Origin of the sequence: Rhizobium acidisoli, assembly GCF_002531755.2 — a bacterium.
GTDB lineage: Bacteria > Pseudomonadota > Alphaproteobacteria > Rhizobiales > Rhizobiaceae > Rhizobium > Rhizobium acidisoli.
Genome location: NZ_CP034998.1, coordinates 3,128,785 through 3,155,583, shown reverse-complemented (window position 1 = coordinate 3,155,583; position 26,799 = coordinate 3,128,785). Strand labels below are relative to the sequence as shown.

The 26,799-nt window shown below is 61.7% G+C and carries 31 protein-coding genes and 1 pseudogene; 14 read left to right on the top strand and 18 right to left on the bottom strand.

All coding sequences use genetic code 11. The features are described from left to right. Positions 1-3: 3 nt before the first annotated feature. The 3 genes and pseudogenes from CO657_RS15560 to CO657_RS15550 form a co-directional block, all read right to left on the bottom strand. Positions 4-2,567, bottom strand: a pseudogene (locus tag CO657_RS15560) (HWE histidine kinase domain-containing protein). Beyond that, complete coding sequence (locus tag CO657_RS15555; RefSeq protein WP_054182883.1) at positions 2,564-3,100, bottom strand: biliverdin-producing heme oxygenase; 537 nt, start codon at positions 3,098-3,100, stop codon at positions 2,564-2,566. The pseudogene CO657_RS15560 and the gene CO657_RS15555 overlap by 4 nt, the downstream one beginning before the upstream one ends. 163 nt (positions 3,101-3,263) lie before the next feature. Next, positions 3,264-4,163 carry a LysR family transcriptional regulator gene (locus CO657_RS15550; RefSeq protein WP_054182882.1) on the bottom strand — a complete coding sequence of 300 codons (900 nt, stop codon included), beginning with the start codon at positions 4,161-4,163 and terminating at the stop codon, positions 3,264-3,266. 102 nt (positions 4,164-4,265) lie between these two features. Here CO657_RS15550 and CO657_RS15545 point away from each other — a divergent pair, with 102 nt between their 5' ends. Beyond that, positions 4,266-5,288 (top strand): zinc-dependent alcohol dehydrogenase family protein, encoded by a 1,023-nt coding sequence (locus tag CO657_RS15545; protein WP_054182881.1) that lies wholly within the window; start codon positions 4,266-4,268, stop codon positions 5,286-5,288. A gap of 36 nt (positions 5,289-5,324) precedes the next feature. On the opposite strand, the gene CO657_RS15540 is transcribed toward CO657_RS15545, so the two are convergent. Beyond that, on the bottom strand, positions 5,325-5,735 hold the full coding sequence (locus CO657_RS15540; protein WP_054182880.1) for a rhodanese-like domain-containing protein: 411 nt from the start codon (positions 5,733-5,735) through the stop codon (positions 5,325-5,327). Between the two features lie 70 nt (positions 5,736-5,805). Between CO657_RS15540 and ftrA the strand changes: the two genes are divergently transcribed. After that, positions 5,806-6,807 (top strand): transcriptional regulator FtrA, encoded by a 1,002-nt coding sequence (gene ftrA, locus CO657_RS15535; RefSeq protein ID WP_054182879.1) that lies wholly within the window; start codon positions 5,806-5,808, stop codon positions 6,805-6,807. Positions 6,808-6,934: 127 nt separating this feature from the next. Here the strand turns inward: ftrA and CO657_RS37305 are convergent, their stop codons facing one another. The 5 genes from CO657_RS37305 to CO657_RS15510 form a co-directional block, all read right to left on the bottom strand. Further along, the gene (locus CO657_RS37305) at positions 6,935-7,021 is read right to left on the bottom strand and encodes an SEC-C metal-binding domain-containing protein (RefSeq protein ID WP_245292962.1); all 87 of its coding nucleotides are present in this window, start codon (positions 7,019-7,021) and stop codon (positions 6,935-6,937) included. Positions 7,022-7,254: 233 nt separating this feature from the next. After that, positions 7,255-8,568 (bottom strand): NAD-dependent dihydropyrimidine dehydrogenase subunit PreA, encoded by a 1,314-nt coding sequence (preA, locus tag CO657_RS15525; RefSeq protein WP_003590617.1) that lies wholly within the window; start codon positions 8,566-8,568, stop codon positions 7,255-7,257. Positions 8,569-8,583: 15 nt separating this feature from the next. Continuing rightward, complete coding sequence (locus CO657_RS15520) at positions 8,584-9,945, bottom strand: NAD(P)-dependent oxidoreductase (protein ID WP_003590618.1); 1,362 nt, start codon at positions 9,943-9,945, stop codon at positions 8,584-8,586. A 418-nt stretch (positions 9,946-10,363) separates the two neighbouring features. Continuing rightward, positions 10,364-11,350 carry a sensor histidine kinase gene (locus CO657_RS15515; RefSeq protein WP_054182878.1) on the bottom strand — a complete coding sequence of 329 codons (987 nt, stop codon included), beginning with the start codon at positions 11,348-11,350 and terminating at the stop codon, positions 10,364-10,366. A 200-nt stretch (positions 11,351-11,550) separates the two neighbouring features. Further along, positions 11,551-12,345: a response regulator gene (locus tag CO657_RS15510; RefSeq protein WP_003581798.1), complete on the bottom strand. Its 795-nt coding sequence runs from the start codon at positions 12,343-12,345 to the stop codon at positions 11,551-11,553. Between the two features lie 253 nt (positions 12,346-12,598). Between CO657_RS15510 and CO657_RS15505 the strand changes: the two genes are divergently transcribed. Continuing rightward, complete coding sequence (locus CO657_RS15505; protein ID WP_007630755.1) at positions 12,599-12,805, top strand: NepR family anti-sigma factor; 207 nt, start codon at positions 12,599-12,601, stop codon at positions 12,803-12,805. 10 nt (positions 12,806-12,815) lie between these two features. After that, the gene (locus CO657_RS15500; RefSeq protein WP_003565924.1) at positions 12,816-13,373 is read left to right on the top strand and encodes an RNA polymerase sigma factor; all 558 of its coding nucleotides are present in this window, start codon (positions 12,816-12,818) and stop codon (positions 13,371-13,373) included. 638 nt (positions 13,374-14,011) lie between these two features. On the opposite strand, the gene CO657_RS15490 is transcribed toward CO657_RS15500, so the two are convergent. The 7 genes from CO657_RS15490 to hemP all read right to left on the bottom strand — a co-directional run bounded on the left by CO657_RS15490 (position 14,012) and on the right by hemP (position 19,036). Then, positions 14,012-14,410: a hypothetical protein gene (locus tag CO657_RS15490; RefSeq protein ID WP_003590626.1), complete on the bottom strand. Its 399-nt coding sequence runs from the start codon at positions 14,408-14,410 to the stop codon at positions 14,012-14,014. A gap of 9 nt (positions 14,411-14,419) precedes the next feature. Then, a complete protein-coding gene (locus tag CO657_RS15485; protein WP_003590628.1) occupies positions 14,420-14,764 on the bottom strand; it encodes a DUF883 family protein in 345 nt (114 codons plus the stop codon). A gap of 149 nt (positions 14,765-14,913) precedes the next feature. Beyond that, positions 14,914-15,708 (bottom strand): heme ABC transporter ATP-binding protein, encoded by a 795-nt coding sequence (locus tag CO657_RS15480; protein ID WP_054182877.1) that lies wholly within the window; start codon positions 15,706-15,708, stop codon positions 14,914-14,916. A 20-nt stretch (positions 15,709-15,728) separates the two neighbouring features. Then, on the bottom strand, positions 15,729-16,841 hold the full coding sequence (locus tag CO657_RS15475) for a FecCD family ABC transporter permease (protein WP_054182876.1): 1,113 nt from the start codon (positions 16,839-16,841) through the stop codon (positions 15,729-15,731). A gap of 2 nt (positions 16,842-16,843) precedes the next feature. After that, the gene (locus CO657_RS15470; RefSeq protein WP_054182968.1) at positions 16,844-17,773 is read right to left on the bottom strand and encodes a heme/hemin ABC transporter substrate-binding protein; all 930 of its coding nucleotides are present in this window, start codon (positions 17,771-17,773) and stop codon (positions 16,844-16,846) included. Positions 17,774-17,784: 11 nt separating this feature from the next. Next, positions 17,785-18,834 carry a hemin-degrading factor gene (locus tag CO657_RS15465; RefSeq protein WP_054182875.1) on the bottom strand — a complete coding sequence of 350 codons (1,050 nt, stop codon included), beginning with the start codon at positions 18,832-18,834 and terminating at the stop codon, positions 17,785-17,787. A 19-nt stretch (positions 18,835-18,853) separates the two neighbouring features. Beyond that, a complete protein-coding gene (hemP, locus tag CO657_RS15460; protein ID WP_054182874.1) occupies positions 18,854-19,036 on the bottom strand; it encodes a hemin uptake protein HemP in 183 nt (60 codons plus the stop codon). A gap of 177 nt (positions 19,037-19,213) precedes the next feature. Between hemP and CO657_RS15455 the strand changes: the two genes are divergently transcribed. The 5 genes from CO657_RS15455 (at position 19,214) to hmuQ (ending at position 22,145) form a co-directional block, all read left to right on the top strand. Then, the gene (locus tag CO657_RS15455; protein ID WP_054182967.1) at positions 19,214-19,639 is read left to right on the top strand and encodes a hypothetical protein; all 426 of its coding nucleotides are present in this window, start codon (positions 19,214-19,216) and stop codon (positions 19,637-19,639) included. Between the two features lie 58 nt (positions 19,640-19,697). Next, a complete protein-coding gene (locus CO657_RS15450; RefSeq protein WP_054182966.1) occupies positions 19,698-21,035 on the top strand; it encodes an energy transducer TonB family protein in 1,338 nt (445 codons plus the stop codon). Positions 21,036-21,144: 109 nt separating this feature from the next. Further along, positions 21,145-21,552: a DUF2325 domain-containing protein gene (locus tag CO657_RS15445; protein ID WP_003590644.1), complete on the top strand. Its 408-nt coding sequence runs from the start codon at positions 21,145-21,147 to the stop codon at positions 21,550-21,552. Beyond that, positions 21,549-21,821: a hypothetical protein gene (locus CO657_RS15440; RefSeq protein WP_054182873.1), complete on the top strand. Its 273-nt coding sequence runs from the start codon at positions 21,549-21,551 to the stop codon at positions 21,819-21,821. The genes CO657_RS15445 and CO657_RS15440 overlap by 4 nt, the downstream gene beginning before the upstream one ends. Positions 21,822-21,830: 9 nt before the next feature. Beyond that, positions 21,831-22,145 carry a heme-degrading protein HmuQ gene (hmuQ, locus tag CO657_RS15435; RefSeq protein ID WP_054182872.1) on the top strand — a complete coding sequence of 105 codons (315 nt, stop codon included), beginning with the start codon at positions 21,831-21,833 and terminating at the stop codon, positions 22,143-22,145. A gap of 277 nt (positions 22,146-22,422) precedes the next feature. Here hmuQ and CO657_RS15430 read toward each other — a convergent pair whose 3' ends face one another. Together CO657_RS15430 and CO657_RS15425 are read right to left on the bottom strand one after the other, a co-directional pair. Beyond that, positions 22,423-22,794 (bottom strand): DUF423 domain-containing protein, encoded by a 372-nt coding sequence (locus CO657_RS15430; protein ID WP_054182871.1) that lies wholly within the window; start codon positions 22,792-22,794, stop codon positions 22,423-22,425. Positions 22,795-22,796: 2 nt separating this feature from the next. After that, complete coding sequence (locus CO657_RS15425; protein ID WP_054182870.1) at positions 22,797-23,186, bottom strand: group II truncated hemoglobin; 390 nt, start codon at positions 23,184-23,186, stop codon at positions 22,797-22,799. 166 nt (positions 23,187-23,352) lie between these two features. Between CO657_RS15425 and CO657_RS15420 the strand changes: the two genes are divergently transcribed. The 5 genes from CO657_RS15420 (at position 23,353) to CO657_RS15400 (ending at position 26,786) form a co-directional block, all read left to right on the top strand. Beyond that, entirely contained in the window at positions 23,353-23,916 is a 564-nt protein-coding gene (locus tag CO657_RS15420; RefSeq protein WP_054182869.1) for a TetR/AcrR family transcriptional regulator, read from the top strand. Between the two features lie 17 nt (positions 23,917-23,933). Beyond that, the gene (locus CO657_RS15415; RefSeq protein WP_003590653.1) at positions 23,934-24,275 is read left to right on the top strand and encodes an SMR family transporter; all 342 of its coding nucleotides are present in this window, start codon (positions 23,934-23,936) and stop codon (positions 24,273-24,275) included. Positions 24,276-24,467: 192 nt separating this feature from the next. Next, positions 24,468-25,253: a ThuA domain-containing protein gene (locus CO657_RS15410; RefSeq protein ID WP_054182868.1), complete on the top strand. Its 786-nt coding sequence runs from the start codon at positions 24,468-24,470 to the stop codon at positions 25,251-25,253. A gap of 9 nt (positions 25,254-25,262) precedes the next feature. After that, complete coding sequence (locus CO657_RS15405; protein ID WP_054182867.1) at positions 25,263-26,306, top strand: Gfo/Idh/MocA family protein; 1,044 nt, start codon at positions 25,263-25,265, stop codon at positions 26,304-26,306. Between the two features lie 42 nt (positions 26,307-26,348). After that, positions 26,349-26,786: an EamA family transporter gene (locus tag CO657_RS15400; RefSeq protein ID WP_054182866.1), complete on the top strand. Its 438-nt coding sequence runs from the start codon at positions 26,349-26,351 to the stop codon at positions 26,784-26,786. The last annotated feature ends 13 nt before the right edge of the window (positions 26,787-26,799 follow it).

The window sequence follows — 26,799 nt, the reverse complement described above, 5'->3', positions numbered from 1 at the left end:
CGTTTATTGCTTGTTCAAAACGGGCAGGCGAGCGAGGGTGTCCGTCACACCGTCCATCGTATAGGGCTTCTGCAGCACGGGCGCGTCCGAGTGGCTGTTTGCCTGGGCAATGCCTTCCCCATAGCCTGTGGCAAAAGCGAAGGGCACGCCTTCGGCTGCCAGCCGGTCGGCAATTCCGAAACTCGTCTCATCGCCGAGATTGACGTCGAGAAGCGCCAGATCGAAGGACTGGCCGGCCAGGATCTCCATCGCCTCGGCGACACTGGGCGCCGTTGCCACGTCGGCGCCGAGGCGGCGCAGGATGTCCTCCCCGTCCATCGCGATGATCAGGTTGTTTTCCACCAGCAGCACCGTCAGGCCGGAGAGCGGCCGGTGATCGCCGGCAATCGGCGTATTATCGGCCGTGCCACCCGGACCCGGATCTGACCGTTCGCTCGTCGCTGTGACAACATATCGGGCCGGAATGGAGAAATCTGCTTCGACCCCATCTCTGTTGTAGCGAACGTCGGCCTTGCCGCCGAGATCATAGGGAATCGAGCGGCGGATGATCGTCGAACCGAAGCCGTGGCGTTTGGGCTCGACGACCGGCGGACCATCCTTTTCGCGCCAGTCGATGTGCAGATTGCCTTCGTCATCGCGGTGCCAACCGAGTTGGACGGTGCCGCTGCCGGTGCCGGAAAGGCTGCCATATTTGGCGCTGTTGGTCATCAGCTCATGGAAAACAAGGGCTGCGGTGGAGAAGGCCTGCGGCTCCAGCAGCACGTCTGCTCCGCCGATCTGAATACGCTGGGCATTTTTGCCGAGATAGGCGGCCGTCTCGGCTATCAGCAATTGCCGCAGCGACGCCGGCGCCCAATGATCGCGGGTGATCTGGTCATGCGCGCGGGCGAGCGACTGAACGCGGCCCTCGATCTGACGGATGTAGTCGCCAACGCTGACCGACGTCGCCTGCGATTGCCGAATGATGCCGGTAATCAGGCTCAGTATGTTGCGGACTCGATGGTTCAGTTCGGCGATCAGCAGTTCCTGGCGCTCGTTTGCGGCCTGGCGCGCCATGCTGGCCTCGTCGGTGAGGCGCAATACCACTTCGATCAGCGTGATACGGATCGTTTCGGCGACACGGCGCTCGGCCTCCGTGAAGGGCAGGGAGCGGCCGCGCACCAGTTCCGACCAGGCTTCGAGCGCGGCGTTAGCCGCGGGCCATTGGGGCCGTATTCAACCGGCTTGTGCGGGTCGCCGCCCCAGCGGACGGTGCGCACCAGCTCCTGGCGGAAAAGCACGACATAGTCGCGCGGCGAGCGCGAGATCGGGATGGCGAGCATGCCCGCCACCGCTTCGTCGAGTTCGAGATCCGGATAGGTCTCGGCAAGCCTGTCGACGGCGTAGATGCGGCCGGCGGCATTGCGGTTGAGATGGCGGACAAGGGCTGCGAAGCTTCTCTCATCCGGCCCGATGCCGGCAAGCGCCAGCCGGCCGTTGATCCAGACGCCGATGCCGTCGGCAGGAATGGCGTCGGCGAGCGCTTCGATCAGCCAGGCCGGATCGTCGAGCAGGCTGGCATTGTCGGCGACGGAGGTGAGAAGCCGGTCGGCGATGCGGCGCGCCTTGGTCTCATAGTCAAGCGCCAGCCGCCGTTCGCGGCTTTCAAGGCGCGACGCAAACATCTGGCCGAACAGTTCGGCGGTGGAGCGGCTTTGCGCCGAGGGCAGGCGCGGACCGTAATGATGGCAGGCAAACAGGCCCCAGAGCTTGCCGTCGACGACGATCGATATGGAGAGCGAGGCGCCGACGCCCATGTTCTTCAAATATTCGATGTGGATCGGCGAGACCGAACGCAACACCGACATAGAGAGATCGAGCGGCTGTCCGTTCTCGTTGAGTTGCGGGAGGATCGGGACCGGAGCGGCGTCGACATCGGCAATGATGCGGAACAGGTTGCGCAGATAGAGCGCCCGCGCCTGCACCGGAATGTCGGATGCCGGATAGTGCAGTCCGAGGAACGAGCCGATGCCGGCCCGGGCCGCTTCGGCCACCACTTCGCCGGAGCCGCTGTCGTCGAAGCGATAGACCATGACCCGATCGAAGCCGGTCAGGGCGCGCGCCTGTCTTGCCCCGTCGCGAAAGAAGGCCTCCATCGTTTCCGTGTGGTCGAGACGGGACATCATGCTGCGCATGGAAAGGGAGGGGACGTCGTGCCTGTCTTCCTGACAGCGCTCGCCTTCGATGATGACCCCGCTGTCACTCATATGCACGGCAAGATCGAACCTGTCCTGAGCTGATGTCAGGGCAATGCCGAAAATGCGCTCGACAACGTCGGAACCGCGCAGCGTGGTCAGCTTGTTGCGGATTGTGTGGAGCGACTCTGGTGTGATCAGCGAGGTGACAGGGCGACCGAGCGCGTCGGCCTGGGTAATTGCGAGGAACTCCGCCAGATTTGCCGAGGCGCGTGTGACAATCCAGTCCGAGGATATCGCCAGCAGAAAGCCGAAGGGTTGAACCGATCCGAGCTGATGGATCGGCTCGCGGTCGCAATTGGTCAGATCGACGGGTTCAAAGGTGCCGCTCATGGGACGGCTTCCAGTTCGAGTTGCCCGGCTTTTAAAAACAGGCCGAAAACATCGCGGGCTGCGGAAATGGCGGCGGCGGGATCGTCTATACCGCTCGCATCGAGACGATCCATAAACATCCTCGTGGCGCCCTTCGGACCCTGCGGTGTGAGGTAGCTGCCGGGCAGGTGATCGGGTACGGATTTGGCAAGCAGGGCGCCCCCGAGCTTGGAGCCTTCGAGCACGTAGACGGCGCCCCAAAGCGCTGCCTCGCCATGCAATGCCGGCGGCGGAAGCAGCGGGGGTATTGGATCGCCGAGCTTCCGGATATCGGCCAACAGCAGCTGCGTGCGCCGTCGTTCCGGCCAGTCGGGCAGCAGGCGGATGATTCCCGCATCCTCAAGGGCGTCTTCGGTCGCCGGCACAATCCGGGCATGGGCGCGCAGGAATGTGCTGTATTGCTGTCTATGGGAGAGGTCGAACGTGCCGAAAAGCTTGTCGACCTCGGCGTGGCAATCTGCTGTTTGTGCGCGAAGCACGCTGCGAAGTGACATGCGGACCGTGTTCTAAGGAATATGGCATAGGATGCCGTTCATGCGGGATGGCAAATTGGCGATATATTGCAGCATCCCTGTATTTCCAGACAAACCCATAGAAAAACATGGGCTTCCCCCTTCTCCGCAACTCGTTGGTCGCCTGCACCGCTAGAGAGCAAGGTCAGCCCATCAGGCGCGGTAGATCGGTCGCCAGCATATCGATGGCAAGGCGCACCTTCGGCAGCATGACGGGCGATCTCGGCCAGACGGCATAGGCATCGAAGATGCTTGGCGGTCTGTCGGTCAGAACCCGCACGAGTTTGCCCGACAAGACCCTGTCGCGCACCAGCCAGCAGGTCAGCCAGGCAAGTCCTCGGCCTGCGACAGCGGCGTCGGCTATCGAGGCGAGATCGTCGAGGCGCAGTCGCGATTTCGGCAGAATTTCGCGTGCGGAGCCCGCGACAGCTGGAAAGGTCCAAGCTTTGTCGTTGTCTCCCCGGCGATAGACGATGCCGTGGTGATGGGCAATATCGTCCAATGTTTGCGGCACCCCATATTTCTCCAGATAAGCGGGCGAAGCGCAGACGGTCATGGGCTGTCGGGCGATCGCCCGCGCCATCAGGTCGGGATTGTCTTTCAGCGGGCCGTTGCGAACGGCAAGGTCGAAACCGTCTTCCAGAAGATCGATGACGCGATCGCTGAAGGAGAGGTCGAGTTCGAGATCCGGATGGTCGTCGAGCAGGCGGGCCAGGATGGGGGCGGCGCAATGGCGGCCAAACAGCGTCGGCATCGATACGCGCAGCCGGCCGCGGACTTCGCGCTTGCCCGATTCAAGCTGGGCCTCGCCGATGCGGATTTCCTCGACGGCTCTCAGGCAGCGCTCGTAGAAAAATCGACCTTCGTCGGTCAGGTTCTGGGCGCGAGTCGTGCGGTTAAAGAGCCGGACGCCGAGCCGCTCTTCGAGCCTCGCAATCGTCTTGCTGACCGCCGAGCGGGTGAGATGGAGCCGCTCGGCGGCGGCCGAGAAACCGCCAGCCTCGACAGTCTCGACAAAGATCGAAATTCCCTTCAACTGCTCCATCTTTGTTTCCCAAGTGGCACCATTATGACGATTTATTATCGCAACTAGAGAGGAATATTCAACGATATATCTCCTGCTCCGCCATCGAGAAGGAGCAGAAAGATGCAGACGACAAGACAATGGCAGACCGATGCCATCGGCCCGCAGGCCAATCTGAAGATCGGCGAGGTAAGAATTCCCGAGGTGTCAGGCGCGATGATCCGGGTGCGCACGCAGGCCGTCTCCCTCAATTTCCGTGACAGGCTGGTGCTTGAGAGCGGCATGGGCCTGCCATTGCAATTCCCCTTCGTGCCGGCCTCGGACATGGCAGGCGTGGTCGATGCCGTTGGGCCTGATGTCACGCGCTTCAAACCCGGCGATCGGGTGATCTCCACCTTTTCCCCGGACTGGATCGACGGACGCGGGCCTGGAACTGCCCGCAATCCACATTATCAGACGCGCGGTGGCTTCTATTCAGGTGTACTTTCCGAGCACACGGTGCTTTCCGAGGAATGGTTTTCGCTTGCACCCAAAACGCTCGATGCGGCTGAAGCAAGCACATTGCCGTGCGCTGGACTGACGGCTTGGTTTGCGCTCATCGAATGCGGCAAGCTCAAGGCTGGCGACAAGGTGCTGGTGCAGGGAACCGGCGGTGTTGCGCTCTTCGGTCTGCAGTTTGCCAAGGCGCATGGCGCCAAAGTCTTCATCACATCAGGCAGCAGCGAAAAGCTCGAACGTGCATCGGCCCTCGGCGCCGATCATCTGATCAACCGGTACGCGGGCGACTGGGTGGAGCAGCTCCATCAACTGACCGGCGATTATGGCGCCGATCATGTGCTCGAAATCGTCGGCGGGCCGCATCTCGGCCAGGCACTGAAGGCTGTGGCGGTCAACGGCCGCATTTCGGTGATCGGTGTGTTCGAAGGCTTCGAAGTGTCGGCGCCGGTGGCGCCATTGCTTCTCAAGGCGCCCGTCGTGCAGGGAATTACCGTCGGTCATCGCCGAGCGCTGGAGGATCTGGTGCGGGCTGTCGATCAGATCGGGCTGAAGCCCGTGATCGACAGGCGTTACTCTTTCGAGAAGCTACCGCAGGCGTTCGATCATCTCTATCGCGGCCCGTTCGGCAAGGTCGTCATCGAGTTCTGAGACATACGCTCCCCTCCCTCAGAGGAGAGCGTTCTCCTATTCGGCGGCAATGGCTTCACTTTCGAAGGCGAATCCCTCGTCGGCCCAGCCGGTCATGCCGCCGATCATCAGCTTGGCCCTGAGGCCGAGTTTGGCCAGGCGGAAGGCGGCCTTATCGGCACCGTTGCAGTGAGGACCGGCGCAATAGACGACGAAGAGGGTGTCCTTCGCCCATTCCGACATGCGGTGCGCGGTCATCTTGCCGTGTGGAAGGTTGATCGCGCCCGGCAAGTGGGACTGCGCAAACAGCGCCGGCGAGCGCACGTCGAGGAGAATGAAATCGGCCTTGGCGCCGGCAAAGGCGGCGTGGACATCGGAGCAGTCGGTTTCGAAAGCGAGCTTGGCGGCAAAATGGGCGGCGGCGATATCTGGCTCGGCGGCCGGGATTTCGGAGACGGGGCTTGGCATCGGTCTTCCTTTCCATGTTTGAATTGCCGTCCGGTATCACCGATGTTAAAGCTCTGCGAAATTGGCCATCATGACCGATAGCGTAAAGATCATGCCAAACGCATTGTTGCAGCAGACGAAAGGACCATTGGTCGCAGCCCTTGCCTATGACGGGCTCTGCACCTTCGAATTCGGCATTGCCTACGAGGTCTTCGGCCTGCCGCGTCCGGAGATGGGCGAAGGCTGGTATCGCTTCTCGGTCTGCGGCATCGAACCGGGTCCGCTCCGCGCCGCGGGAGGGCTGACGGTCGCGGTCGACAAGGGGCTGGAGGTGCTCGACGAGGCGGAGCTAATCGTCGTGCCCGGCTGGCGGGCGATCGATGCGCCGGTGCCGGAGCCGCTTGCCGTAGCGCTCAAGGCAGCGCATCAGCGCGGCGCGCGCATCATGTCGCTCTGCTCCGGCGTGGCGGTTCTGGCCGGATCGGGACTGCTTGCCAACCGCAGGGCGACGACGCATTGGCGTTACGTCGCTTCGATCACCGCACGGTATCCCGACATTGCGCTCGATGCCGGCGTTCTCTACATCGACGAGGGCAGCCTGCTGACGGCTGCGGGGAGTGCCGCCGGCATCGATCTCTGCCTGCATGTGGTGCGCGGCGATTTCGGCGCGGAAGCGGCAAACAGCGTCGCCCGCCGCCTCGTCGTGCCGCCGCACCGTGAAGGCGGACAGGCGCAGTTCATCCACGCGCCGGTCCCCGAGGCGCGCGAAGGTATCCGCCTGGGCCCGCTGATCGAATGGATGCGGGCAAGCCTTTCCGAGCAGCAGCCGATCAGCCTGCTTGCGAAAAGAGCGGGCATGAGCATGCGCACCTTCCAGCGCCGGTTCGAGGCGACGACGGGTCTCAGCGTTGGCGAATGGCTGCTGAAGGAGCGGCTGCGCCATGCCCGCGATCTTCTCGAGAAAGAGCTTGCGGTGTCGCTCGACGACATCGCGGTATCAAGCGGCTTCGGCACGCTGGCGACGATGCGGCATCATTTTCGCAAGCGGCTCGGGACGAGCCCGAGCGCTTACAGGCGGTCGTTCGGTCTTTGACCCACCTCACGCTTGCATTTCTGTCTCACTTCGCCGACCTGACCGCGACAATAAACGACGCCCTTCGATGGAGGGCGCCGTCACGTTCAATCGCGGTCTCTAAAAATAGTGATCCCGTTCGATGCCGTCATAGCGGCCGGATTGCAGGCAGCAGTTTTTGAAACCGCCTCCTGGAACCGCAGGGGCAGGGATCGTTGCGGCCGAGTTTTTCGATCAGCTCGACGTCGCCATGAACGATCTGCGAGCCGGTCTTGACCCGGGCTTCGGACGGGAAGGATTTGCGTCGTTTCGACGTGACCTCAAAAGCTGAAGTCGGTGAGGTGTTTGCGAGCCATGGCTGCCTCCTCTGCGGTTACACGCTGCGATCGTGCAGCATGAACCCCCTAACTCCATTGCCGGCTCAGCGCAACGCCGCGGAGCGATCTTCTCCGCGGCGTGGCAAGCCGATCACTCCGCCGCCTGGCGGGCCATCGGGTTGTTCGGGTGCGTCGTCCAGTTGGCGTAGTTCGGGTCGACGGTGCGGCCGGTGCGCTTGTCGAGCGTGCCGGCGGCAAGCGGCTCCATGGTGATGCAGTTCTCGACCGGGCAGACGTTGACGCAAAGATTGCAGCCGACGCATTCTTCCTCGATCACCTCGAAATGGCGCAGGCCGTTGACGACGTTGGTGATCGCCTGATGCGAGGTGTCCTCGCAGGCGATGTGGCAGCGGCCGCATTTGATGCAGGCGTCCTGGTCGATCTTCGCCTTGGCGATGTAGTTGAGGTTCAGATACTGCCAGTCGGTGACGTTGGGCACGGCGCGGCCGGTGATATCGTCGAGGCTGCGATGGCCTTTTTCGTCCATCCAGTCAGAAAGGCCAGAAATCATTTCCTGCACGATCTTGAAGCCGTAGGTCATCGCCGCTGTGCAGACCTGGACGTTGCCGGCGCCGAGAACGAGGAATTCGGCGGCGTCCCGCCAGGTGGTGATGCCGCCGATGCCGGAGATCGGCAGGCCGTAGGTTTCGGGATCGCGGGCGATCTCGGCCACCATGTTGAGGGCGATCGGCTTGACCGCCGGGCCGCAATAACCGCCATGGCTGCCCTTGCCGCCCACCGTCGGATTGGGGGCGAAGTTGTCGAGATCGACCGAGACGATCGAATTGATCGTGTTGATCAGCGAGACGGCATCGGTGCCGCCGGCCTTGGCGGCGCGGGCGGGGCGGCGGACATCGGTAATATTCGGCGTCAGCTTGGTGATGATGGGCATGCGGGTGTACTGCTTGCACCAGCGCACGACCATTTCGATATATTCCGGCACCTGGCCGACGGCGGAGCCCATGCCGCGCTCCGACATGCCGTGCGGACAGCCGAAATTGAGTTCGACGCCGTCGGCGCCGGTCTCTTCGACGAGCGGCAGGATCGACTTCCAGGCCTGCTCCTCGCAGGGCACCATGATCGAGGCGATCAGCGCCCGGTCCGGCCAGTTCATCTTCACCTGCTTCATTTCACGCAGGTTGGTATAGAGGTCGCGGTCGGTGATGAGCTCGATATTGTTGAGGCCGAGCAGGCGGCGGTCGGCGCCAAAGATCGCGCCGTAGCGCGGACCGTTGACGTTGACGACAGGCGGGCCTTCCTCGCCGAGCGTCTTCCAGACTACGCCGCCCCAGCCGGCCTTGAAGGCGCGCTCGACGTTATAAGCCTTGTCGGTCGGCGGCGCAGAGGCCAGCCAGAACGGGTTCGGGGACTTGATGCCGACGAAATTATTGCGGAGATCAGCCATGTTTCATTCTCCCCTTCAAGCAACCGCGACAGCCGGAGCGGCGGCTGCGGTGAGGGTGCGATGGATGGATTCAGCCGCGTCGCGGCCGTGAGCGACGGCGGAAACCGTGAGATCGTCGCCGCCGAAGACGCAGTCGCCCCCGGCCCAGACGCCGTCGAGCGAGGTGTGACCGTCGGCATCGACAGCGATACGGCCGGATTCCATGCGCAACGAACCGAGGCCCGAGGCGTCAAAGCTCTGGCCGATCGCCTTGAAGATCTGGTCGGCGGCGATTACGCCGGTTTCGCCGGTGCCGATCAGGCGGCCTTCGAGGATCCGCGTGTATTCCACCTCGATGGCGGCGACCTTGCCGTCCTGCGACAGGATCGATTTCGGCGCCAGCCAGTGGCGGATGATAACACCCTTGGAGCTTGCCAGATCCTGCTCATATTCCGAGGCGTTCATGTGCTCCTTGCCGCGGCGGTAACAGATCGTCACCTCCTCGGCGCCGAGCAGCTTCGCCTGGACGGCAGCGTCGATCGCCGTCATGCCGCCGCCGAGGACGACGACACGGCGGCCGATGGCGATCTGGCTCTTGTCTTCGGCCTGGCGCAGTGCGGCGATGAAATCGACGGCGTCGTCGACGCCGGCGAGATTCTCGCCGTCGATGCGCAGCGCATTGACGCCGGCAAGGCCGATGCCGATGAAGACGGCGTCATATTGCGCCTGCAGATCGGCAAGCGAAAAATCGCGGCCGAGAAGAGTGCCGTGGCGAACCTCGATGCCGCCGATCGAAAGCACATAGTCGACTTCCGCCTGGGCGAAATCGTCGACCGTCTTATAGGTGGCGATGCCGTATTCGTTGAGGCCGCCGGATTTTTCCCTGGCATCATAGATGACGACGGAATGGCCCTTCACGGCCAGTCGATGGGCGGCGGCAAGGCCGGCCGGGCCCGCGCCGACGACGGCGATCGTCTTGCCTGATGCTTCGGCCCTGGCGTAGAACTGCCTGCCGGCCTGCATGGCGGTATCGGTTGCATAACGCTGCAGGCGGCCGATCTCGACAGGGCGTTCTTCGGCAGTGTTGCGCACGCAGGCCTGTTCGCAGAGCTCTTCGGTGGGACAGACGCGGGCGCACATGCCGCCGAGGATGTTCTGGTCGAAGATCGTCTTGGCCGAGCCGATCGGATTGCCGGTCGAAATCTGGCGGATGAACAGCGGAATGTCGATCGAGGTGGGACAGGCCGTCATGCACGGCGCGTCATAACAGAAATAACAGCGGTCGGCGGCGACCAGCGCCTCGTGATTGTCGAGGCGCGGATGAAGATCGGAAAAATTAGCCTCATACTCGGCGGGCGAAAGCCGGCCGGCATGAATCCCAGTTTCCAGTCGTTCCATTGAAGTTCCCTCATTATTGGTAGACGGCCTGTAAGGGAAAGCGTAACTCAGGTTTAAAAATTTATCAAACGGTAAAATTTTGACGGACTTGCCTTCGGCACGTTGAGGCAAGTGTCTGTTTTATCATCTTAATTTATACAGGTGCACATCGGCGAAACGGTTGTGCGTGGGGCGGGAGAAGGACATCCGAAAAAAGATACAAAAAAGTCGAATTTTTTTGTGGGTGGAGGGAACCAATGTCTGAGGTCGTCGTTATTGCGATATCCGGATGGTGATCGCATCGACCCAACATGCGCGCCCCCAACCCACTATCCGGACGTACTCACGGTCCCCTCCCGGTGAGTGAAGACAGCCGGTGCGCCGCCCTCGCACCGGCTGTTTTTCCGTTCGGCCGTCCCGTTTCCCAGGTGTCAGGTTTTCACACGCGCTTGAAGATTTCGAATTCGGTTTCCGGAATGGTCAGCCGATATTCGATACGGCCGGGAACGAGGTTGAGCTCCGCCTTGCCGTTGACCGACGAGGGTACAACACGCTCGAGCACGGTGCGGCCGAAGCTGTTGTCGCTGAATTCGTGGACTTCCCTCTGGTTCTGCAGCACCTCGGCCCAGGTGACTTCGATCGCCTTCTTCTCGCCGATCATGGCGTCGCGGCAATTCAAGGTGATCGAGGCGGCGCCACCGGATATCGCGCCATAGGAGGCGGAGTTGACGATGAGTTCGTGGAGGGCGAGCCCGAGATGGACGGCGGCGTTCGGCGTCAGATGGGCGTTGATGCCGTAGATCGGCATGGAGCCGGCCGTTTCCGGCCAGTAGGGAGCGAATTGCTTTTCGGCCAATTCGAAGAGATAGGCGCCGCGCCAGCTTGAATCGGTGATCAGATCCTGCGAGTTGGACAGGGATTGCAGCCTTCCGCGGAATTTGAGAAGGAAAGTGTCGAGGGAGAGCGTGTTGCGTGCCGTCTGCGTGGCGATGCCCTGGATGATGGCGAGAAGGTTCTTGGAGCGGTGCGAAAGTTCGCGCAACAGCGATTTCAGCACTTTTTCACGATGCCGGCTTTCGGTGACTTCCGCCATGACCGAGAGAAGTCCATGGGTGCCGCGTTTGCCGGTGCGCTGGATCTTCAGTTCATAGGTGCGCATTTCGCCGTCGACGTCGATCTCGACCTCGGCATTATTTGGCATTCCGGTTTCCAGCACCTTGTGTTTCAGCGCCGTCAGATACCGGCCGTGCGCATCGCCGAACAGGGCGGCATCGCCTTCGCCCGGCGTGAAGAGTGCTGCGAAATGCGGCGGCAGATTCTCGGCATAGAAGATTGCCAGCCGGTCATCCTGGCAGAGGATTGAAATCCCGGCGCTGCCGAGCGCACGTTCCATCATTGCGGCTTTGCCCTCGAAGGTAAAAGGCATGCCGGATAATGGTTCAGTGGTATTCACTCGGCCGCCTTTCCTTGTGACATCTTGAACGTCGCTGAAGGAAGCGCCCATAGGGACGCCGCCCGTCAACTTTAGAACAAAGCGCTGCAAAAACAGTTAAAGCAGCGGAGCGTCCCGGTAGCACCGGAACGTCTGCTTTGGCGATTTGGTTCCGAAGGCCGGAAAATTGCGTCTCAGGCAGCCACTCTGGTCGATTCGTTGAAGAAAAGAGCTTGGCTGATCAATGCCTTGACCATGTCTGGGTTGAACGGCTTGGTAACAAGGAAAGTCGGTTCCGGGCGCTCGCCGGTCAGAAGCCTTTCCGGGAAGGCGGTAATGAAGATCACCGGCACGCTCGAGGTCTTGAGAATGTCGTTGACGGCGTCGATGCCGGAGCTGCCGTCGGCCAGCTGAATGTCGGCCAGCACCATGCTCGGCTTGGTCTTGTTGTAGAGCGCCACGGCCTCAGCATGGGTGCGGGCAATGCCGGTGACGCGATGGCCGAGGCTTTCGACCATTTGCTCGATATCCATGGCGATCAGCGGTTCGTCCTCGATGATCATGATATCGGTGGCGACCTGACGTGAAATCTCCTGCGACGCCATGTCGAGCAGACGCATGACATCCTGTTCGTCGAGTTCCAGGATTTCGCCAATCTCGGCGACGCGGAAATTCTCTACGGAGGCGAGCAGGAAGGCTTGTCTGGCGCCCGGCGAAACCTTCGAAAGGTTCAGGGTGGCGCGCTGTTCCCAGGCATAGGGCGAGGTCGGCTCTGGAATCTGGACGGCGGTGGAACCAAACAATTGTGTAAACAGTTTGTAGAGTGCCACCCGGTCATTCGCCGTATCCGGGAAAATGGTGAGATCGGCGATGATAGCTTCGAGAACGGCAGCGACATACGCGTCGCCTGAAGTCTGAGTGCCGGTAAGGGCGCGGGAATAGCGGCGCAGATAAGGAAGGTGCGGCGCAATTCGAGTGGAAAGTGTCATTAAGTGCTCCCGTATGCAGGCCGGTCATTGGCTCCAATGAGCGGTTAACGTCGCCTTGATAAAAAAGTTCCGGAACGGCAGGAACTTTTTTTGTCGCGCCGCATTATCAAGCCGACGAAGAAAGGGCGTAGCGTTTTGACCCACCCAGCAAAATATGCCAGCGACATCGACAAGCGAAGGCTCGGTGTCGATGGTTGAAATCGCAATCAGCCCCGTGCACGCCCCAACAGATAACTGGCGAGAAGACGAATTGATGACGACACGCAAGAAAGAAGCAGCCGATCAGCGCAAGCTGGAGCTGCGGGCAAGCGATATCCTGGACCCGAACAATCAGATCGGCGTCAGGCTGCGGTCGCTCTATGCCTCCGCGCAGGAGGAGGCGATTCCCGATCGTTTTCTCGACCTTCTCGAAAAGCTTGACCATGCCGAAATGATGGCCTCTGCCAAGATGGCCGAATAGGATCATGCGCATGGAAGATAAAGCGCAACCCAGCTTCAAGCGGGAACTGCTGGCGGCCCTCCCAAGTCTCCGCGCCTTCGCAATTTCGCTCATTGGGCGGCATGATCGTGCCGATGATCTCGTCCAGGACACCATCATGAAGGCCTGGGCCAAACAGGATCATTTCGAGATGGGCACCAATATGAAGGCCTGGCTCTTCACGATCCTGCGTAACGAACTCTATAGCCAGATGCGCAAGAGCGGCCGCGAGATCCAGGACAGCGACGGGCTGTTCACGGAATCGATGGCGATGCACCCCTCGCAATACGGCGCCCTCGATCTGCAGGACTTCAAGAAGGCGCTGGACCAGCTGCCGCCGGATCAGCGCGAGGCGATCATCCTCGTCGGCGCCTCGGGTTTTTCCTACGAGGAAGCGGCCGAAATCTGCGGCTGTGCCGTCGGCACCATCAAGAGCCGCGTCAACCGCGCCCGCCAGCGGCTGCAGGAATTGCTGCAGATATCAGGCGAAGCCGATTTCGGCCCCGACGCCACCTCGGCGCCGCTGACGTCGAAGGCGTTTGCTTTCTGAGAAAGTGATAGAGAAGCCGGTTGCCTGTTGGGGCGCTGGCTTTTTTGGTGTTGTCGGTTGGTCGAGCAGAACGAGCATCTGCTTGGCCGACGCCATTAGGGCACCCCTCTTCACCCTTACTCCTGTGCCTGTCACAGGAATCCAGTGTGCCCAAGTCCTTGGGCGCGAAAGACTTTTCCATTGGTTCGGTTCATTCACGGCGCGGACGCGCCGTGGCTGGATTCCTGTGACAGGCACAGGAATGAGGGAGGATGGGCGACCGTCCTTGCCTAATTTTTTCACTGGCGCACGAGGAGGAGGTTGCGATGCTCGCTGCCAGTAACGGCGTTCATGAGCGGTTGTCCACTAACTGTTAAACCGCAGACAACGTGGCATGCCTATACCCACTCGAGATAAAACTCTCCCGAGGGGCTGGCAATCGGTCTGGAGAGCAGCTATCCGGCTCTGGCCTGCCCCAGACTCCTCCGGCTTGATGTTCAACGGCCGAAGCATGAGTGGACTTCGCGCGCCGCTCCGGACATCAGGAACTGAAGGCTGGAGAGATGGGATGAACCGTTAAAGCATCCATCCCATACCAATTGAGTGGTCTTCTCCCTGGTTTTGGTGAAAGGTCAGGGTGGGGCGCCTTGTCCAAGCCATCAATCCTCCCGCTTCGACCCCACCAGATTGGCCGCGACGATGGCCGCCAGTACGCCCGCGGTCAGCAGCGGTTGAGAGCGGATCAGGCCGATCCCCACTGCTGCCATCGATTCCAGTGCGGCGCGGCGCTCGCGGGCGCGACGCTTTTCCCGGGCATTGATAACCGCCATCACCACCAGTGCGATGATGGCGATCAGCAGCGCGCAGGCGGCGAGGAAGAGAACGGCGCCGAACGCGCCGTAGATGCCGGCGAGCCAGATAGCGCCGGCGGTGACGGCCAGCGCGTAGGCGGTGAGGAGAAAAAGCGCGGCGACCGCGATGAAAATGCTATTGCGCTTGGCGCGTGCAACGGTTCGGTGCACGCTTGCGCCCGTCACGAGACTGAGGATCGACAGCATCGCGCTTCCTCAGCGGCGGGCGAGGAAGGCGATGGCGAGGCCGAAAGCGGCAGCCGCGCCGAGGGTTGCCAGCGGATGTTTGCGCACGGTGTCGCGCATTTCGGTCGTGCCGCGCTCATAGCCGTGCTGCAATTCGCGTAAGAGATCCTCGCTGCGGCTGAGCAGTTCCTCATAACCGGCGCCGGCCTGGCTGCGGATTTTCTCGCTCTGGTGACGCGAATTCTTGCCGACGAGGCGCGTCAGTTCCGCGAGTTCGTCGCGCAGCGCTTCGACCTGCTCCTCGATGCCGGATTCCAGATTGTGGAAGGTGCCGTTGCGGCGGCTGCGGCCGGACTGGAAGATAGAATAGCTCATGGCTGTCTCCATTGGCTGGGGCGCGCGCAAGCCCGCCTATTTCGCACTGGGGGTCACCACCGTCCGTTGCATGAAAGATATCGCGCGGCATTGACCCAAATCACTGCCGAAAACGCCCTGGGCGGTCAAAAGTTCCGTCGCGCCGGCGGTCAGCGCTGGGAAACGGCGCTGTGGGCGAGCACGAAGGGCGTGCCGTCGGTCGGCACCTGGTTGATCCGCAGCGCGCAGCCGAAGACCGACAGCATGGTCTCGTCGGTCAACACGTCACGAATGCCGCCGGCAACGGCGAGGCGGCCGGATTTCATCAGCACGATGCGGTCGGCAAAGAGCGCCGTCAGGTTGAGATCATGCATGACGGCGATGACTCCGCCGCCGCGTTCGCAGAAATTGCGGGCAAGCGTCATGATCGTCAGCTGGTGGCTGATGTCGAGGCTTGAGACCGGCTCGTCGAGCAGCAGCCAGCAGGGTTTGCCATCGACGACAGGCTCGGCGATCTGGCAGAGCACGCGGGCAAGCTGAACGCGCTGCTGCTCGCCGCCGGAGAGTTCCTGATAGAAGCGGCCTTCGAAGCCGGTCAGGTCGACCGATGCAAGTGCGGCGGCCGCCGTCTGCTCGGCCTTGTCGGGATTGACGTTGATGCCCGATGTCAGGCCCATGCGGACGATCTCGCGCACGGTGAAGGGAAAGGAGATGGTGCTTGCCTGCGGCAGCACGCCGCGAATGGCGGCAAGCTGCCAGGGTTTCAGCTCTTTCACCTCGTCGCCGCCGATGCGCACTGAGCCACCATAGGCAAGCTCGCCGGAGATGGCTTTCATCGTCGTCGTCTTGCCGGAGCCGTTCGGCCCGGCAATCGCCGTCAGCTCGCCGGCCTTTGCCGTGAAGGCGACATCGCTGATGATTGATTTGCCGGAAAGGCGCACGGAGAGGCCGGACACTTCGATCATCTCGTCACTCACGACAGCACTCACAGGGCAAGGCGCGAACGCTGCCTCAGCAGAATCCACAGGAAGAACGGCCCGCCGACCGCCGCGGTGATGATGCCGATCGGCAGCTCGGCCGGGGCGACCAGGGTGCGCGCCAGGACATCGGCGAAAATCAGCAGCGAGCCGCCGAGAAGAGCTGCGGCCGGCAGCAGGAAACGATGGTCCGGACCGATCGCCATACGCAGGATATGCGGCACGACGATGCCGACGAAACCGATGCCGCCGCTGGCGGCGACGGACGCACCGGTCGCCGCGGCGACGCCGACGACAGCGACATTCTTCAGCCGCTGCACCGGCACGCCCATATGAAAGGCGGCGGCCTCGCCGAGGGTGATGGCATTGAGGCCGCGGGCCATGAAGGGCAGGGCGGTCAAGGACAGCAGAATGATCGGGGCGGCGGCGGCGATCTTCGTCCATGTGGCGCCGGCCAGCGAGCCCATGCTCCAGAATGTCAGGTCGCGCAGCTGCTGGTCGTTGGCCATGTAGATCAGCAGGCCGGTCAAAGCGAGCGTGAGGGCGCCGAGCGCGATGCCGGCCAGCAGCATCGTCGCTACCGAGGTTTGGCCGTGACGGGTGGCGATCCTGTAGAGCAGCAGCGTCGTGACGAGACCGCCGCCAAAGGCGGCCGCCGGCAGGGCATAGATGCCGAGAAGCGCCTGAAGCGGCGCTGCAAGGCTGCCGCCGAGCACGATCATGATAACCGCACCGAGACTTGCACCGGAGGAGACGCCGACAAGGCCGGGATCGGCCAGCGGATTGCGGAACAGTCCCTGCATCACCGTGCCGGAAACGGCCAGCGAAGCGCCGATCAGGAAGCCGAGGATCGCTCTCGGCAGGCGGATGTCGAAGATGATGATCCGGTCGCGCGTGCTCAGCGCCGTCTCGGAGCCGGCCATGTTGCCGACCACGTCGAGGATCGAGGCATCCGAGGCGCCCGTCGTTACCGAAAACAGCATCGAGAAGACCGAGCCGACGACGAGCAGCGCGATGACCAGCAAGGCGAGCCGCGTTCTGTCGCCCGCCTGCCGGTTTGCGCTGATCTCCACCATCGGGAATGTTCGCCTTCGGTCCATCATGGCTTGCGGCAGGGCCATGATCAGCCCCCGTAGATCGCCGCGTTGAGCTCACGCGCTGCGGCTGCGGTGCGCGGGCCGAAGCCGAGCAGGTAGATGCCGTCCATGCGGATGATCGCCTTCTTCTCGCCAGCCGGCGTCAGCGCGATCGCCGGCTGGGCCAGCAGGTCCTCGTTCTTGGTGCCGGCGCCATCGCCGCGGTTCATCATCAGGATGACGTCCGGCTTGGCTTCGATGATCGCTTCGTCGGTCAGCGGCTTGTAACCCGGGAATACGCCGACGGCGTTGATGGCGCCGGCGAGCTTGACGATGCCATCGGCCGCCGTGCCGGTGCCCGATGCCATGATCCGGCCGTTCTGGGCGCTGAGGATGAAGAGAACGCGCTTGCGCTCGGCCTCCGGGCGCTTTTCGGCGTCGGCAATCGCCGCATCGAGATCGGCGGCCACCTTTTCTTCAAGCGTCCTCGCCTTTTCGGGCACGTTAAGCAGCGCGCCGACGCGATCGATCTTGGCGATGATGCCATCGCGGGTAAAGGGGCTCGGCACGGTCTCGAAGGGCACGCTGGCATTCTTGAGCACAGCCAGCGCCTCCTTCGGGCCCGACCCCTCGACGGCGATGATCGCCGTCGGGTTCATGGCAAGGATGCCTTCCGGCGAAAGCGCCCGCATGTAACCGACGTTGGGCAGCTTCAGCGCCGCCTCAGGATAGATGCTCGTCGTGTCGCGGGCGATCAGCCGGCTTTCCTCGCCAAGCGCATAGACGATCTCAGTGATGTCGCCGCCGACCGAAACCAGGCGCGAGGTGTCGAGCTTCTTGTCCTCGGCGTGGGCGGCGCGCACGAAGGTGAGGCCCTTGAGCGCCGGTGCCGACGGGATCAGCGGCAGTGCCATGACGGCCGCCGTGAGTGCCAGTTGCCAGGGGCGAATCCGGCGCAGATTGTTACGCATCGTCATCGTTGCCATCCTTATGCGGCGACACTGGCTGCCCGCGGCAGGTTTTCCATGATCTCGCGCCACTCCACGCGTTCGTCGGACCCTTCCTTCCGCTTGCCGAAGAACTGGATGATCATCTCGCCTTGCGCATTGTAAGCCTCCAGCGAGGTGACGTGGCCGTCTTTAGTCGGCTTGCGCACCGCCCAGGTCTCGGCGATATGATCCTGGCGCAGATGCAGATGGAAGGTCGGGTCCATGATATTGATCCATGGGCCCATCGCCTGGACGTTGAAGATCGGACCGGAATGGATCTGGACGATGCCGTCATTGGCGACGAAGCACATGATCGGCAGGCCGGATTTCACCGAGGCATGCATCATCTCCGCCGTGGCGCTGCTGTCGAGCTTCCAGGCATAGTCGTCGCCGACGCTGCGCACGGCCGCCTGGCGGCCGATCTTCAGGCGCTTGAGCATGCCGAAGAACTCATGCGTGTCGGTGAGCCTGCTCCAGTTGTCGCGCAGCTCGTCGCGGCTGACGTCGGCGGTTTCATCGACGGTATCTGCGGTCTCGGCCTCGACGAAGTCCTGCGACTGGTCTTCCAGCTTCAACTCGGCGACCAGCGCGTGATAGGCCTCGACATTGGAATTCGGGCGCAGGTGCACCTTGTGCACGGCGTTGCCCGCCTTGTCGAAATATTGCAGGCTGAGGCGCAGCTGGTCGCCATCCTTCTTGGATACGGCGAAGCCATGTTCCCATCGGCTCGGGAAGATGCGCAGGTCGATATTCTCGCCGAGAACGATTGCGGCCTGCACGCCGCTTTTGATGTTTTCGAAGATGCCGATCTTTTCGTGCACGGCACTTTCGTTGCGCGACAGCGCCATCACTTCGCCGAGGCTCGCCACGCGTTCGAGAAGCTTCAGCGCGCTGCCATCGATGCGGGTGACGCTGATGCCGGTTTCGGCGGCGACGAGGGCTGCCTCGGAAATCTTCAGCTGGGCGGCGATATCGCGCTCGCGCATCTTCGGATTTTCGGCGCGAAACGCACGGATTTCGGCTGGCGCCGGTCTTGTCTGTTCAGTCATGTGTTACCTACTGTTGGCCCTACTTATTGAGAATGAGCTTGCCCTGACGGGTGATCTTCAGGCGATAGGTCACGCCCTCGTGTCTGATCATGATCTCGTTCGTGCCGCGGAAAAGATCCGCGCTTTCGACGATCCGGTGCTGCGCCGCGGGCTCGCTCGGCAGCGGCACGTGCTTAAAGTTATCTGGCTTTTCAACCATCATTTCGGTTGGCAATTCCGTGAGGCCGGGGATCTGGCTCCCCGGTTGTGATGACATTTATCTTGACTTTCTTACTCATAGTTTTTTAAAGACGCAATAGGAGACTATTATGGTCAAGTTTTCGAAATTGCTGATATGAGCTGCCTGCCGGCGGCTCTCGACGATGACGGAGAAGGTTTCATGACAGGTAGGTTTGCGGCTGTTGCGGCCGGCATGGCGATGGCGTTTTCAAGCGTATGTCAGGCGCAGGAGGCGGCACCGGCAGCTTCCCTCGATGTCGAACTCAATTCGCTGGCGCCCTCGCAGAAGGGCTGCATGATGACCTTCGTGGCGCTGAACCAGCTGCCTGCCGCCATCAACAAGGTCTCCTTCGAGCTTGCCTTCTTCAACGACAAGAATGCCGTCGACCGCATCACCGTGCTCGATTTCCGCGAGCTGCCGCAGGGCAAGAAGCGCGTGCGCCAGTTCGATATGCCGAATGTCAAATGCGAGAGCGTAACCCGCATCCTCATCAACGACACGCCGGTCTGCGACGGGCCGGCAGCGGGCGAATGCATGAAGGGTCTCGTCACCCGCTCGCAGATTTCGGTTCCCTTCGAGGGCTAAGATCATGCCGGGGATGATCCCCGGCGGACATGTTTTCCGGCTGTCTAAGGCGTACACAATGGCGATTTCAGCAAAATCCAGATCGAGACAGGTGCTCATCGGGGAGGCGGACGCCGATAGTAGCCTGAACGACAATACGCCCGGCATGCATCCTGGCCATGAGCTTTCCGAACTGCGCAATGCGCAGCGGCAGCCAGCCGGCGAAACGGTGATCCATTACACACGTTTTGCCCAGATATCCTCCTTTCCCGATCATCCGGAAACCGCACCGGCCGCTCCGCTCTCGGCGCCGCCGATGGATGCGACGGTGGAAAAGCAGGATGACGAGAAGAAGCCGGTGCGGCGACGGCTGGCGCTGACTTGTGTCGGTTCGTTCTTTTTTCATGCCGCGTTGGCCGTCACCTTGCTTGCGGTTATGCCTAAGCCCTCGGATGAGATGCTGATGGAGGCAGGCGAAGCGATCAGCGTCGTCATGCTCGGGAGTTCCGACGCCGATCAGAGCGCAGCCGGCGAGACCGAGGTGACTATACAGGAAGAAGTCGTTCCAGAAGCGGTTGAACCCGACACTATTAAGCCAGTCGAGACCGCAGAAGTACAGCCGCAGGCCGTTCAACCGGAAACTGTCCAACCGACTGACGCGGAGCCTGTCGAAGCTGTTCAGCCCACGCAGGAGGTTACGCGTCAGTCCGCGGAGACGGTGACGGCCGCAGAACCGGAAGTCCTCGTATCGGAAGGCCCTGCGGAAACCTCAGTCGCACAGCCGATGTCAACAATAGTGCCTGAGCAATCGCCGGAGCTGCCGATAACATCCGCGCAGCCTCCCGTCGCGGCCGCGATACAGTCAGAGCCGGAAGAGATTAAACCTGTTGAGACGGCCGCAATTTCTCCTGAGCCTGAGCCGCCAGCAGAGATCGTCATGCCGATGCCAAAACCAAAGTTGGAAAAACCGGCTGAAAAGAAGCCGGTGGAAAAAAAACAGCCTCCAAAGAAGGCGCAGGGCTCCGAGGGGGATGCCAACCAGGAGGCGCGCAGGGGCGCCGCCGACGGGCGGGCTGACGCCAACTCCGACAACAATTCACGCACGTCGGGCGGAAGGATTGGGACCGGGGGTGCCTCCGAAGCCAACTACCAAGGCAAGCTCGTCTCGCGACTATTCCGTTGCGTCGACCGGATTGAATCGCGATATCGTCGCGAATCCGCGTCCTTGAATGTTCGTATCACGATCAACCGCAACGGAAACATTACCGCATCGGGCCTTGTCAGAGGTTCGGGATTGGCTGATGTGGATAGTGCGGTTATTTCCCGGGTCGCTTCCTGCAGCCTTCCCGCCATGCCGGATGACTGGGCCGCATCCTCGCGCTCGTACACTTTTCCAATCCAGGTGACAGCCCGATAAAATATGATAAAAATAATCAACTTTATACTTTACTCTAAAAATCAAGTTTAATAAAGTCCACCCGCACACGCAGGAATCGTGTGACGATCAACGAGTGAACGGGTGGTATATGGCTCGCAAGGGCAAGAAGGGATCGAACCGGGAGGTCCGCGACGTCGCGGGCGAGGGCGTTGCTCAGGCGTCCGCCGGGCGATCCAAACTGGATGGCCGCAGTTTCCTCTATGTCGGCGGGCGTGACTGCCAAGTGGCGCATCTTCGCCAGATCGCCAGCAATTTCGGCGCCGAACTCCTTCATCACGACGGCGGCCTGCGCGAAGCGGTATCCCGCATCGATACCGTGCTGCCGTCGGTCGACTGCGTGTTCTGCCCGATCGACTGTATCAGCCACGATGCCTGCCTGCGCGTGAAGACCGGCTGCAAAAAGTTCGGCAAGGCCTTCATCCCGCTACGCAACGGCAGCAAGTCCAGCCTAGAGCGTGCGCTGCAGACGATGAACGAGCGAGACAATTCCCGATGAAAGACCAGCGTCCCGATGGCTTCACCATGATCGGCCTGCACAAGCTTGCCGCGCAGACGGGCGAGGGCCTCGTGCCCGAGTTCTACGAACTTTTCCGGCAGCATGCCGAACGCCAGGAGATTTACCAGAATGTGGCGCTGTTCCCGACCTGGGAAGCACGCATGCCCGGAGAAGCAACGACGAGGCCACTTGGCCCGGCGGCGGCAAACGGCAATAATGTTGTCGCCTTTCCCTCTTATGCGGCAAGGGCCGGCAAGAGGAAGGCGTAAGGAGATCGCATGTATATCGCAATGAACCGCTTCAAGGTCGCAACCGGGAACGAAGGTGATTTCGAGACGGTATGGCGCGATCGCGCTTCCAGCCTAGCCAACGTGCCCGGTTTCGTCGAATTCCGCCTGTTGCGCGGCAAGGCCAGCGAAGAGGAGGGCTACACGCTCTATTCCTCGCATACGGTCTGGACGAGCGAAGCGGATTTCCAGAACTGGACGAAGTCCGAGAATTTTCGCGCGGCGCACCGCAATGCCGGCGACCGCAAGGCCATGTACAAGGGCCCGCCGGTTTTTGAGGGGTTTAATGTGGTTGAGGGCGTATAACTGCGGAAGGCGCCTCGCGTGCCAACCGAAAATTTAACTGAAGGCCGCTAACCTCCGCACCTCATTCCTGTGCTCGTCACAGGAATCCAGCCACCGCGCGTCCGCGCGGTGAATAACTCAAGACGAAGTTGAAAAGCTTCTCTCGCGCCCAAGGACTTGGGCGCACTGGATCCCTGTGACGAGCACAGGGATGAGGGAGGAGAGGTTCGTGCCTTCCCATCAGCCCCCATTTCCGGATGGATTGCTCTGATATGGAGCATCCTCAGCCAAAGCTCTCTCAGGAGCGAACCCGAAACACAGCGCCTGCCGCAACGGCCAGCCACCCCAGCATCATCGCCCAGCCGCCGGTCGGGGCGGCGTAGGGGAAGAGACCAGAACCGGCAAAACGCAGGGTAACGAGATCGCCGGCAAAGAGCAGCGTTCCAACAATCATCAGAAAACCGGCCAGCCAGGCGGTTTTGAGCTTGGCGGTGCTAAGAGCCAATGCCAGCAGGGCAGGGGCGTGCGCGAGGCACATGGCGGATGCGGATGCCGCCAGGTTGGCTTGCCCGCCGCCATGGGCGGCAAGAGCCGCAAGAGCCACGCCGGCGACGCCGAACACACCGGCAAAAAGATAGAGCACTGGCTCCAGACGCGCATTCAGGCTCATGGTTATTCCCTGTTCTGCATGTGGTAGGCGAGCCGCTCCACCGGCGCCCAGATGAGATCGCGCAGCGCCTGGCTTGATATCGTCTCGTCGAGGGCGCGGCGGAAGCAGAGCAGCCACTCGTCGCGCTCGACGGGGCCGATCTCGGCGACGAAATGGCGGCTGCGCAGGCGCGGATGGCCGCGTTTGTCGGTATAAAGCGGCGGGCCGCCGAGATAGCCGCTCATATATTCGTAGAATTTCTCTTCGCTGCCGTGAAGGCTCGGCGGGTGCACGGCGCGCACGTTGCTTGCCTCCGGCAGCTTGTCCATCAGTTCGTAGAAACGGTGCGTCAGCGCCCGCACGGCAGGATCGCCGCCGATCGCTTCATATAAAGTGGTGACCTTCTCCGTCACGAAACCATCCCAGATATCATTCCCCGTCTGCCACCTTCATGCACCGGGGGTAAAATGATCGCAACTGTCATCAAGCTGCCGCGGCATTTTGCTCATAATGCCTGTAGCGCAGGGGCTTCGACCGATTCTCCTTGACAAAACCGTCCAGACGGTATCTTTTAATTAAATGTCGAACGCTCATCATCGCAAGAAACAGCCCATCCTTGTGCGCCAGCAGTTGCTGGATGTCGCGGCGCGCCTTGCTGCCAGCGAAGGCATGGCCGCGGTCACGCTCGATGCGGTCTCCGCCGCCTCCAGCGTCAGCAAGGGCGGGCTGCTGCATCACTTCCCGACGAAGAATGCGCTGCTGGATGCCCTGTTCGAGAGCCTGCTTCAAAAGTTCGACGCCGATATAGAGGAATTGATGCGCGGCGATCCGCTGCCGCAGGGCCGTTTCACCCGCGCCTATCTGCGGGCCGTATCCGGTCTCAAGGATCGTCCCGACGATTCCAGGAGCTGGACGCAGGTGACGATCGCGCTTCTTGCCGAACCCCGGCTGCGTCTTCGCTGGCGCCAATGGGTGCAGGCGCGGGCGGAGGAATATGTCGGCACCGATTCCTCCCTCGACGCACAGGTCGTGCGTTTTGCCGCCGACGGGCTGTGGTTCGCAGATACGCTGGAAAGCCATGATATCGACGGCGTTCTGAGGCGGGATCTCATCGATCGCCTTGTCGAACTGACCGGGAAATAATCCGAAGGAATTTCGCCATGAGCCAGGCCGCCGTCTACGGGCTGTTGTTTGCCGCCATCGTGCTCGAGGTCATCGGCACGACCGCGCTGCAGCTGTCGCAGCAGTTCACCCGCATCGGGCCGACGGTGCTCGTCGTCGCCTGTTATGCGGCCGCCTTCTACTGCCTGTCGCTGACGCTGAAAAGCATCCCTGTCGGCATCGCCTATGCAATTTGGAGCGCTTTGGGAATCGTCCTGATTTCCTCCGTCGGCCTGGTCTTCTTCAAGCAGCGTCTCGACCTGCCGGCGATCGTCGGGCTCGGGCTGATCATTTCAGGCGTTGTGGTCGTCAATCTCTTCTCGAAATCGGTTTCTCATTGATATTGCTGTGATATTTCCTGCCTGATTTTCGATCTTCCGGCGGTAAATTTTCCCCTTTGTCAAATTCCTGACAAAGGTCTATGTGTTGCTGAGACGTGGAGGAGACGAGGCGCAGCCGGCGCTGTTTTCCAAAGCGCTTTGAATCCCTGCCTTCCTGCCTCTCGATACTTCCAGTTTCTACAGGAGCACATCATGGCCATTCGCACCGTCGTCTGGGGAGAGAATATCCACGAGACTACCAATGAGATTGTCCGGGGGATCTATCCCGAGGGCATGCATACGACGATCGCCAATGCTTTGAATACCGACCCTGGCATTTCGGCGACGACGGCGACGCTGCAAGAGCCGGAACATGGGCTGAGTGAAGCCCGCCTTGCCGAAACCGACGTGTTGACCTGGTGGGGCCATAAGGATCACGGCGCCGTCTCCGACATCGTCGTCGAGCGGGTCGCCAAGCGCGTCTGGGAAGGCATGGGCCTGCTTGTCCTGCATTCCGGCCATTTCTCGAAGATCTTCAAACGGCTGATGGGCACACCCTGCGCGCTGAAATGGCGCGAGGCGGGCGAGCGCGAGCGGCTGTGGACGATCAACCCGCGCCATCCGATCGCCGCCGGCATCGGCGAGCATTTCGAACTCGAGAACGAGGAGATGTACGGCGAGCAGTTCTCGGTGCCGGAGCCGCTCGAAACGGTGTTCATCTCCTGGTTCCAGGGCGGTGAAGTGTTCCGCTCCGGCCTGACCTGGCGGCGCGGCGCCGGCAACATCTTCTATTTCCGCCCCGGCCACGAGACCTATCCGACCTATCACGACGCCACCGTCCAGAAGGTGCTGATCAACGGCGTCAAATGGGCGTACAACCCGCAAGGGTCGTTGACTGGCATTACCGACGCCCCAAATGTGCCGGTAGAAAAGGCACTGGAGCCGATCGTCGAACGCGGCCCGAGACTGCACCAGGCCGGCGAAGCCGGTTACCGCTGAGGAGCATCCATGCGAATACTCGTTCTTGGCACGGGCGTGATGGCGAAAAACCAGCTCGCCCGCTTTTCCCTCATCGATGGCGTGACGGTGGTCGGCGCCGTCGACACCGATCCCGAACGGCTTTCCGCCTTCGCCGACAAGTTCAACATCGAAAAGCGGTTTCTGTCCCTTGAAGAGGCGATCGCCTGGGGTGAATTCGATGCGGCGACGAATGTCACGCCCGACCGGATCCATCACCCGACGACCATGGCGCTGATTGCTGCCGGCAAACATGTGTTCTGCGAAAAGCCGCTGGCGGAGAACTATGCGAAGGCGCTGGAGATGACGGAGGCAGCGGAAAAGGCCGGCGTCATCAACATGGTGAACCTGACCTACCGCAATGTCGCGCCGTTGCAGCGGGCCCGCGAGATGGTACTATCAGGCGAACTCGGCACGATCAGGCATGTGGAAGCCTCCTATCTGCAGAGCTGGCTCGTGTCGCGCGCCTGGGGCGATTGGCGCACGGAATCGACCTGGCTGTGGCGGCTTTCCACTGGCCACGGCTCGAACGGTGTGCTTGGTGACGTCGGCATCCATATCCTCGATTTCGCCGCCTATGGCGCAGCGACCGACATCGACCACGTCTTCGCGCGGCTGAAGACCTTCAACAAGGCGCCGGGCGGCCAGATCGGCGAATATATGCTGGATGCCAATGACAGCTTCACCATGTCGGTCGATTTCGCCAACGGCGCGCTCGGCGTTATCCACGCCAGCCGCTGGGCCACGGGCCATCTGAACGAGCTGAAGCTGCGCATCTACGGCGAAAAAGGCAGTCTTGAGGTCATCCATCGCCCCAACGGCTCCGAGCTGCATGGCTGCCTCGGCGAAGGTGTCGAAACCGCCACCTGGACGCAGATCGAGGTTGAACCGGTGGCGACCAACTACGAGCGTTTTGCCGAGGCCGTGGCGACCGGCGTCCAGCCGGACCCGAACTTCCGCCACGCCGCCAACCTGCAGAAGGTGCTGGATCTCGCCATGGTGACCGAGCGCGAGCGGCGCGAGCTGAAAGTCTAATCTTCCCAAGGATTGAGGCGCAACGGGGGAAGGACAAGCGGCATGAAAAGCCTACTGACAAGCTGGCCGCTTTGGGCGCTTCTTTCCGCCGGCTTTGCAGCGCTCACGGCGATTTTCGCCAAGGTCGGCGTCGAGAACGTCAATTCCGACTTCGCGACCTTCGTTCGCACGATCGTCATCCTGCTGGCGGCGGCAATGATGGTCTATATCACGGGCAGCTGGCAGGAGCCGTCTTCGGTTTCGAGCCGGAGCTGGCTCTTCCTGGTGCTCTCCGGCCTTGCCACCGGCGCATCCTGGATTTGCTATTTCCGGGCTCTGAAGCTCGGGGATGCTGCCCGGGTCGCCCCGATCGACAAGCTCTCCGTCGTCTTCGTGGCCGTCTTTGCGGTGCTTTTCCTGGGTGAACGCCTGACGCTTCCGAACTGGCTTGGCGTTATCATGATCGCCGGCGGTGCGGTGCTCGTCGCTTACAGGGCATGAACCGGCGACGAGC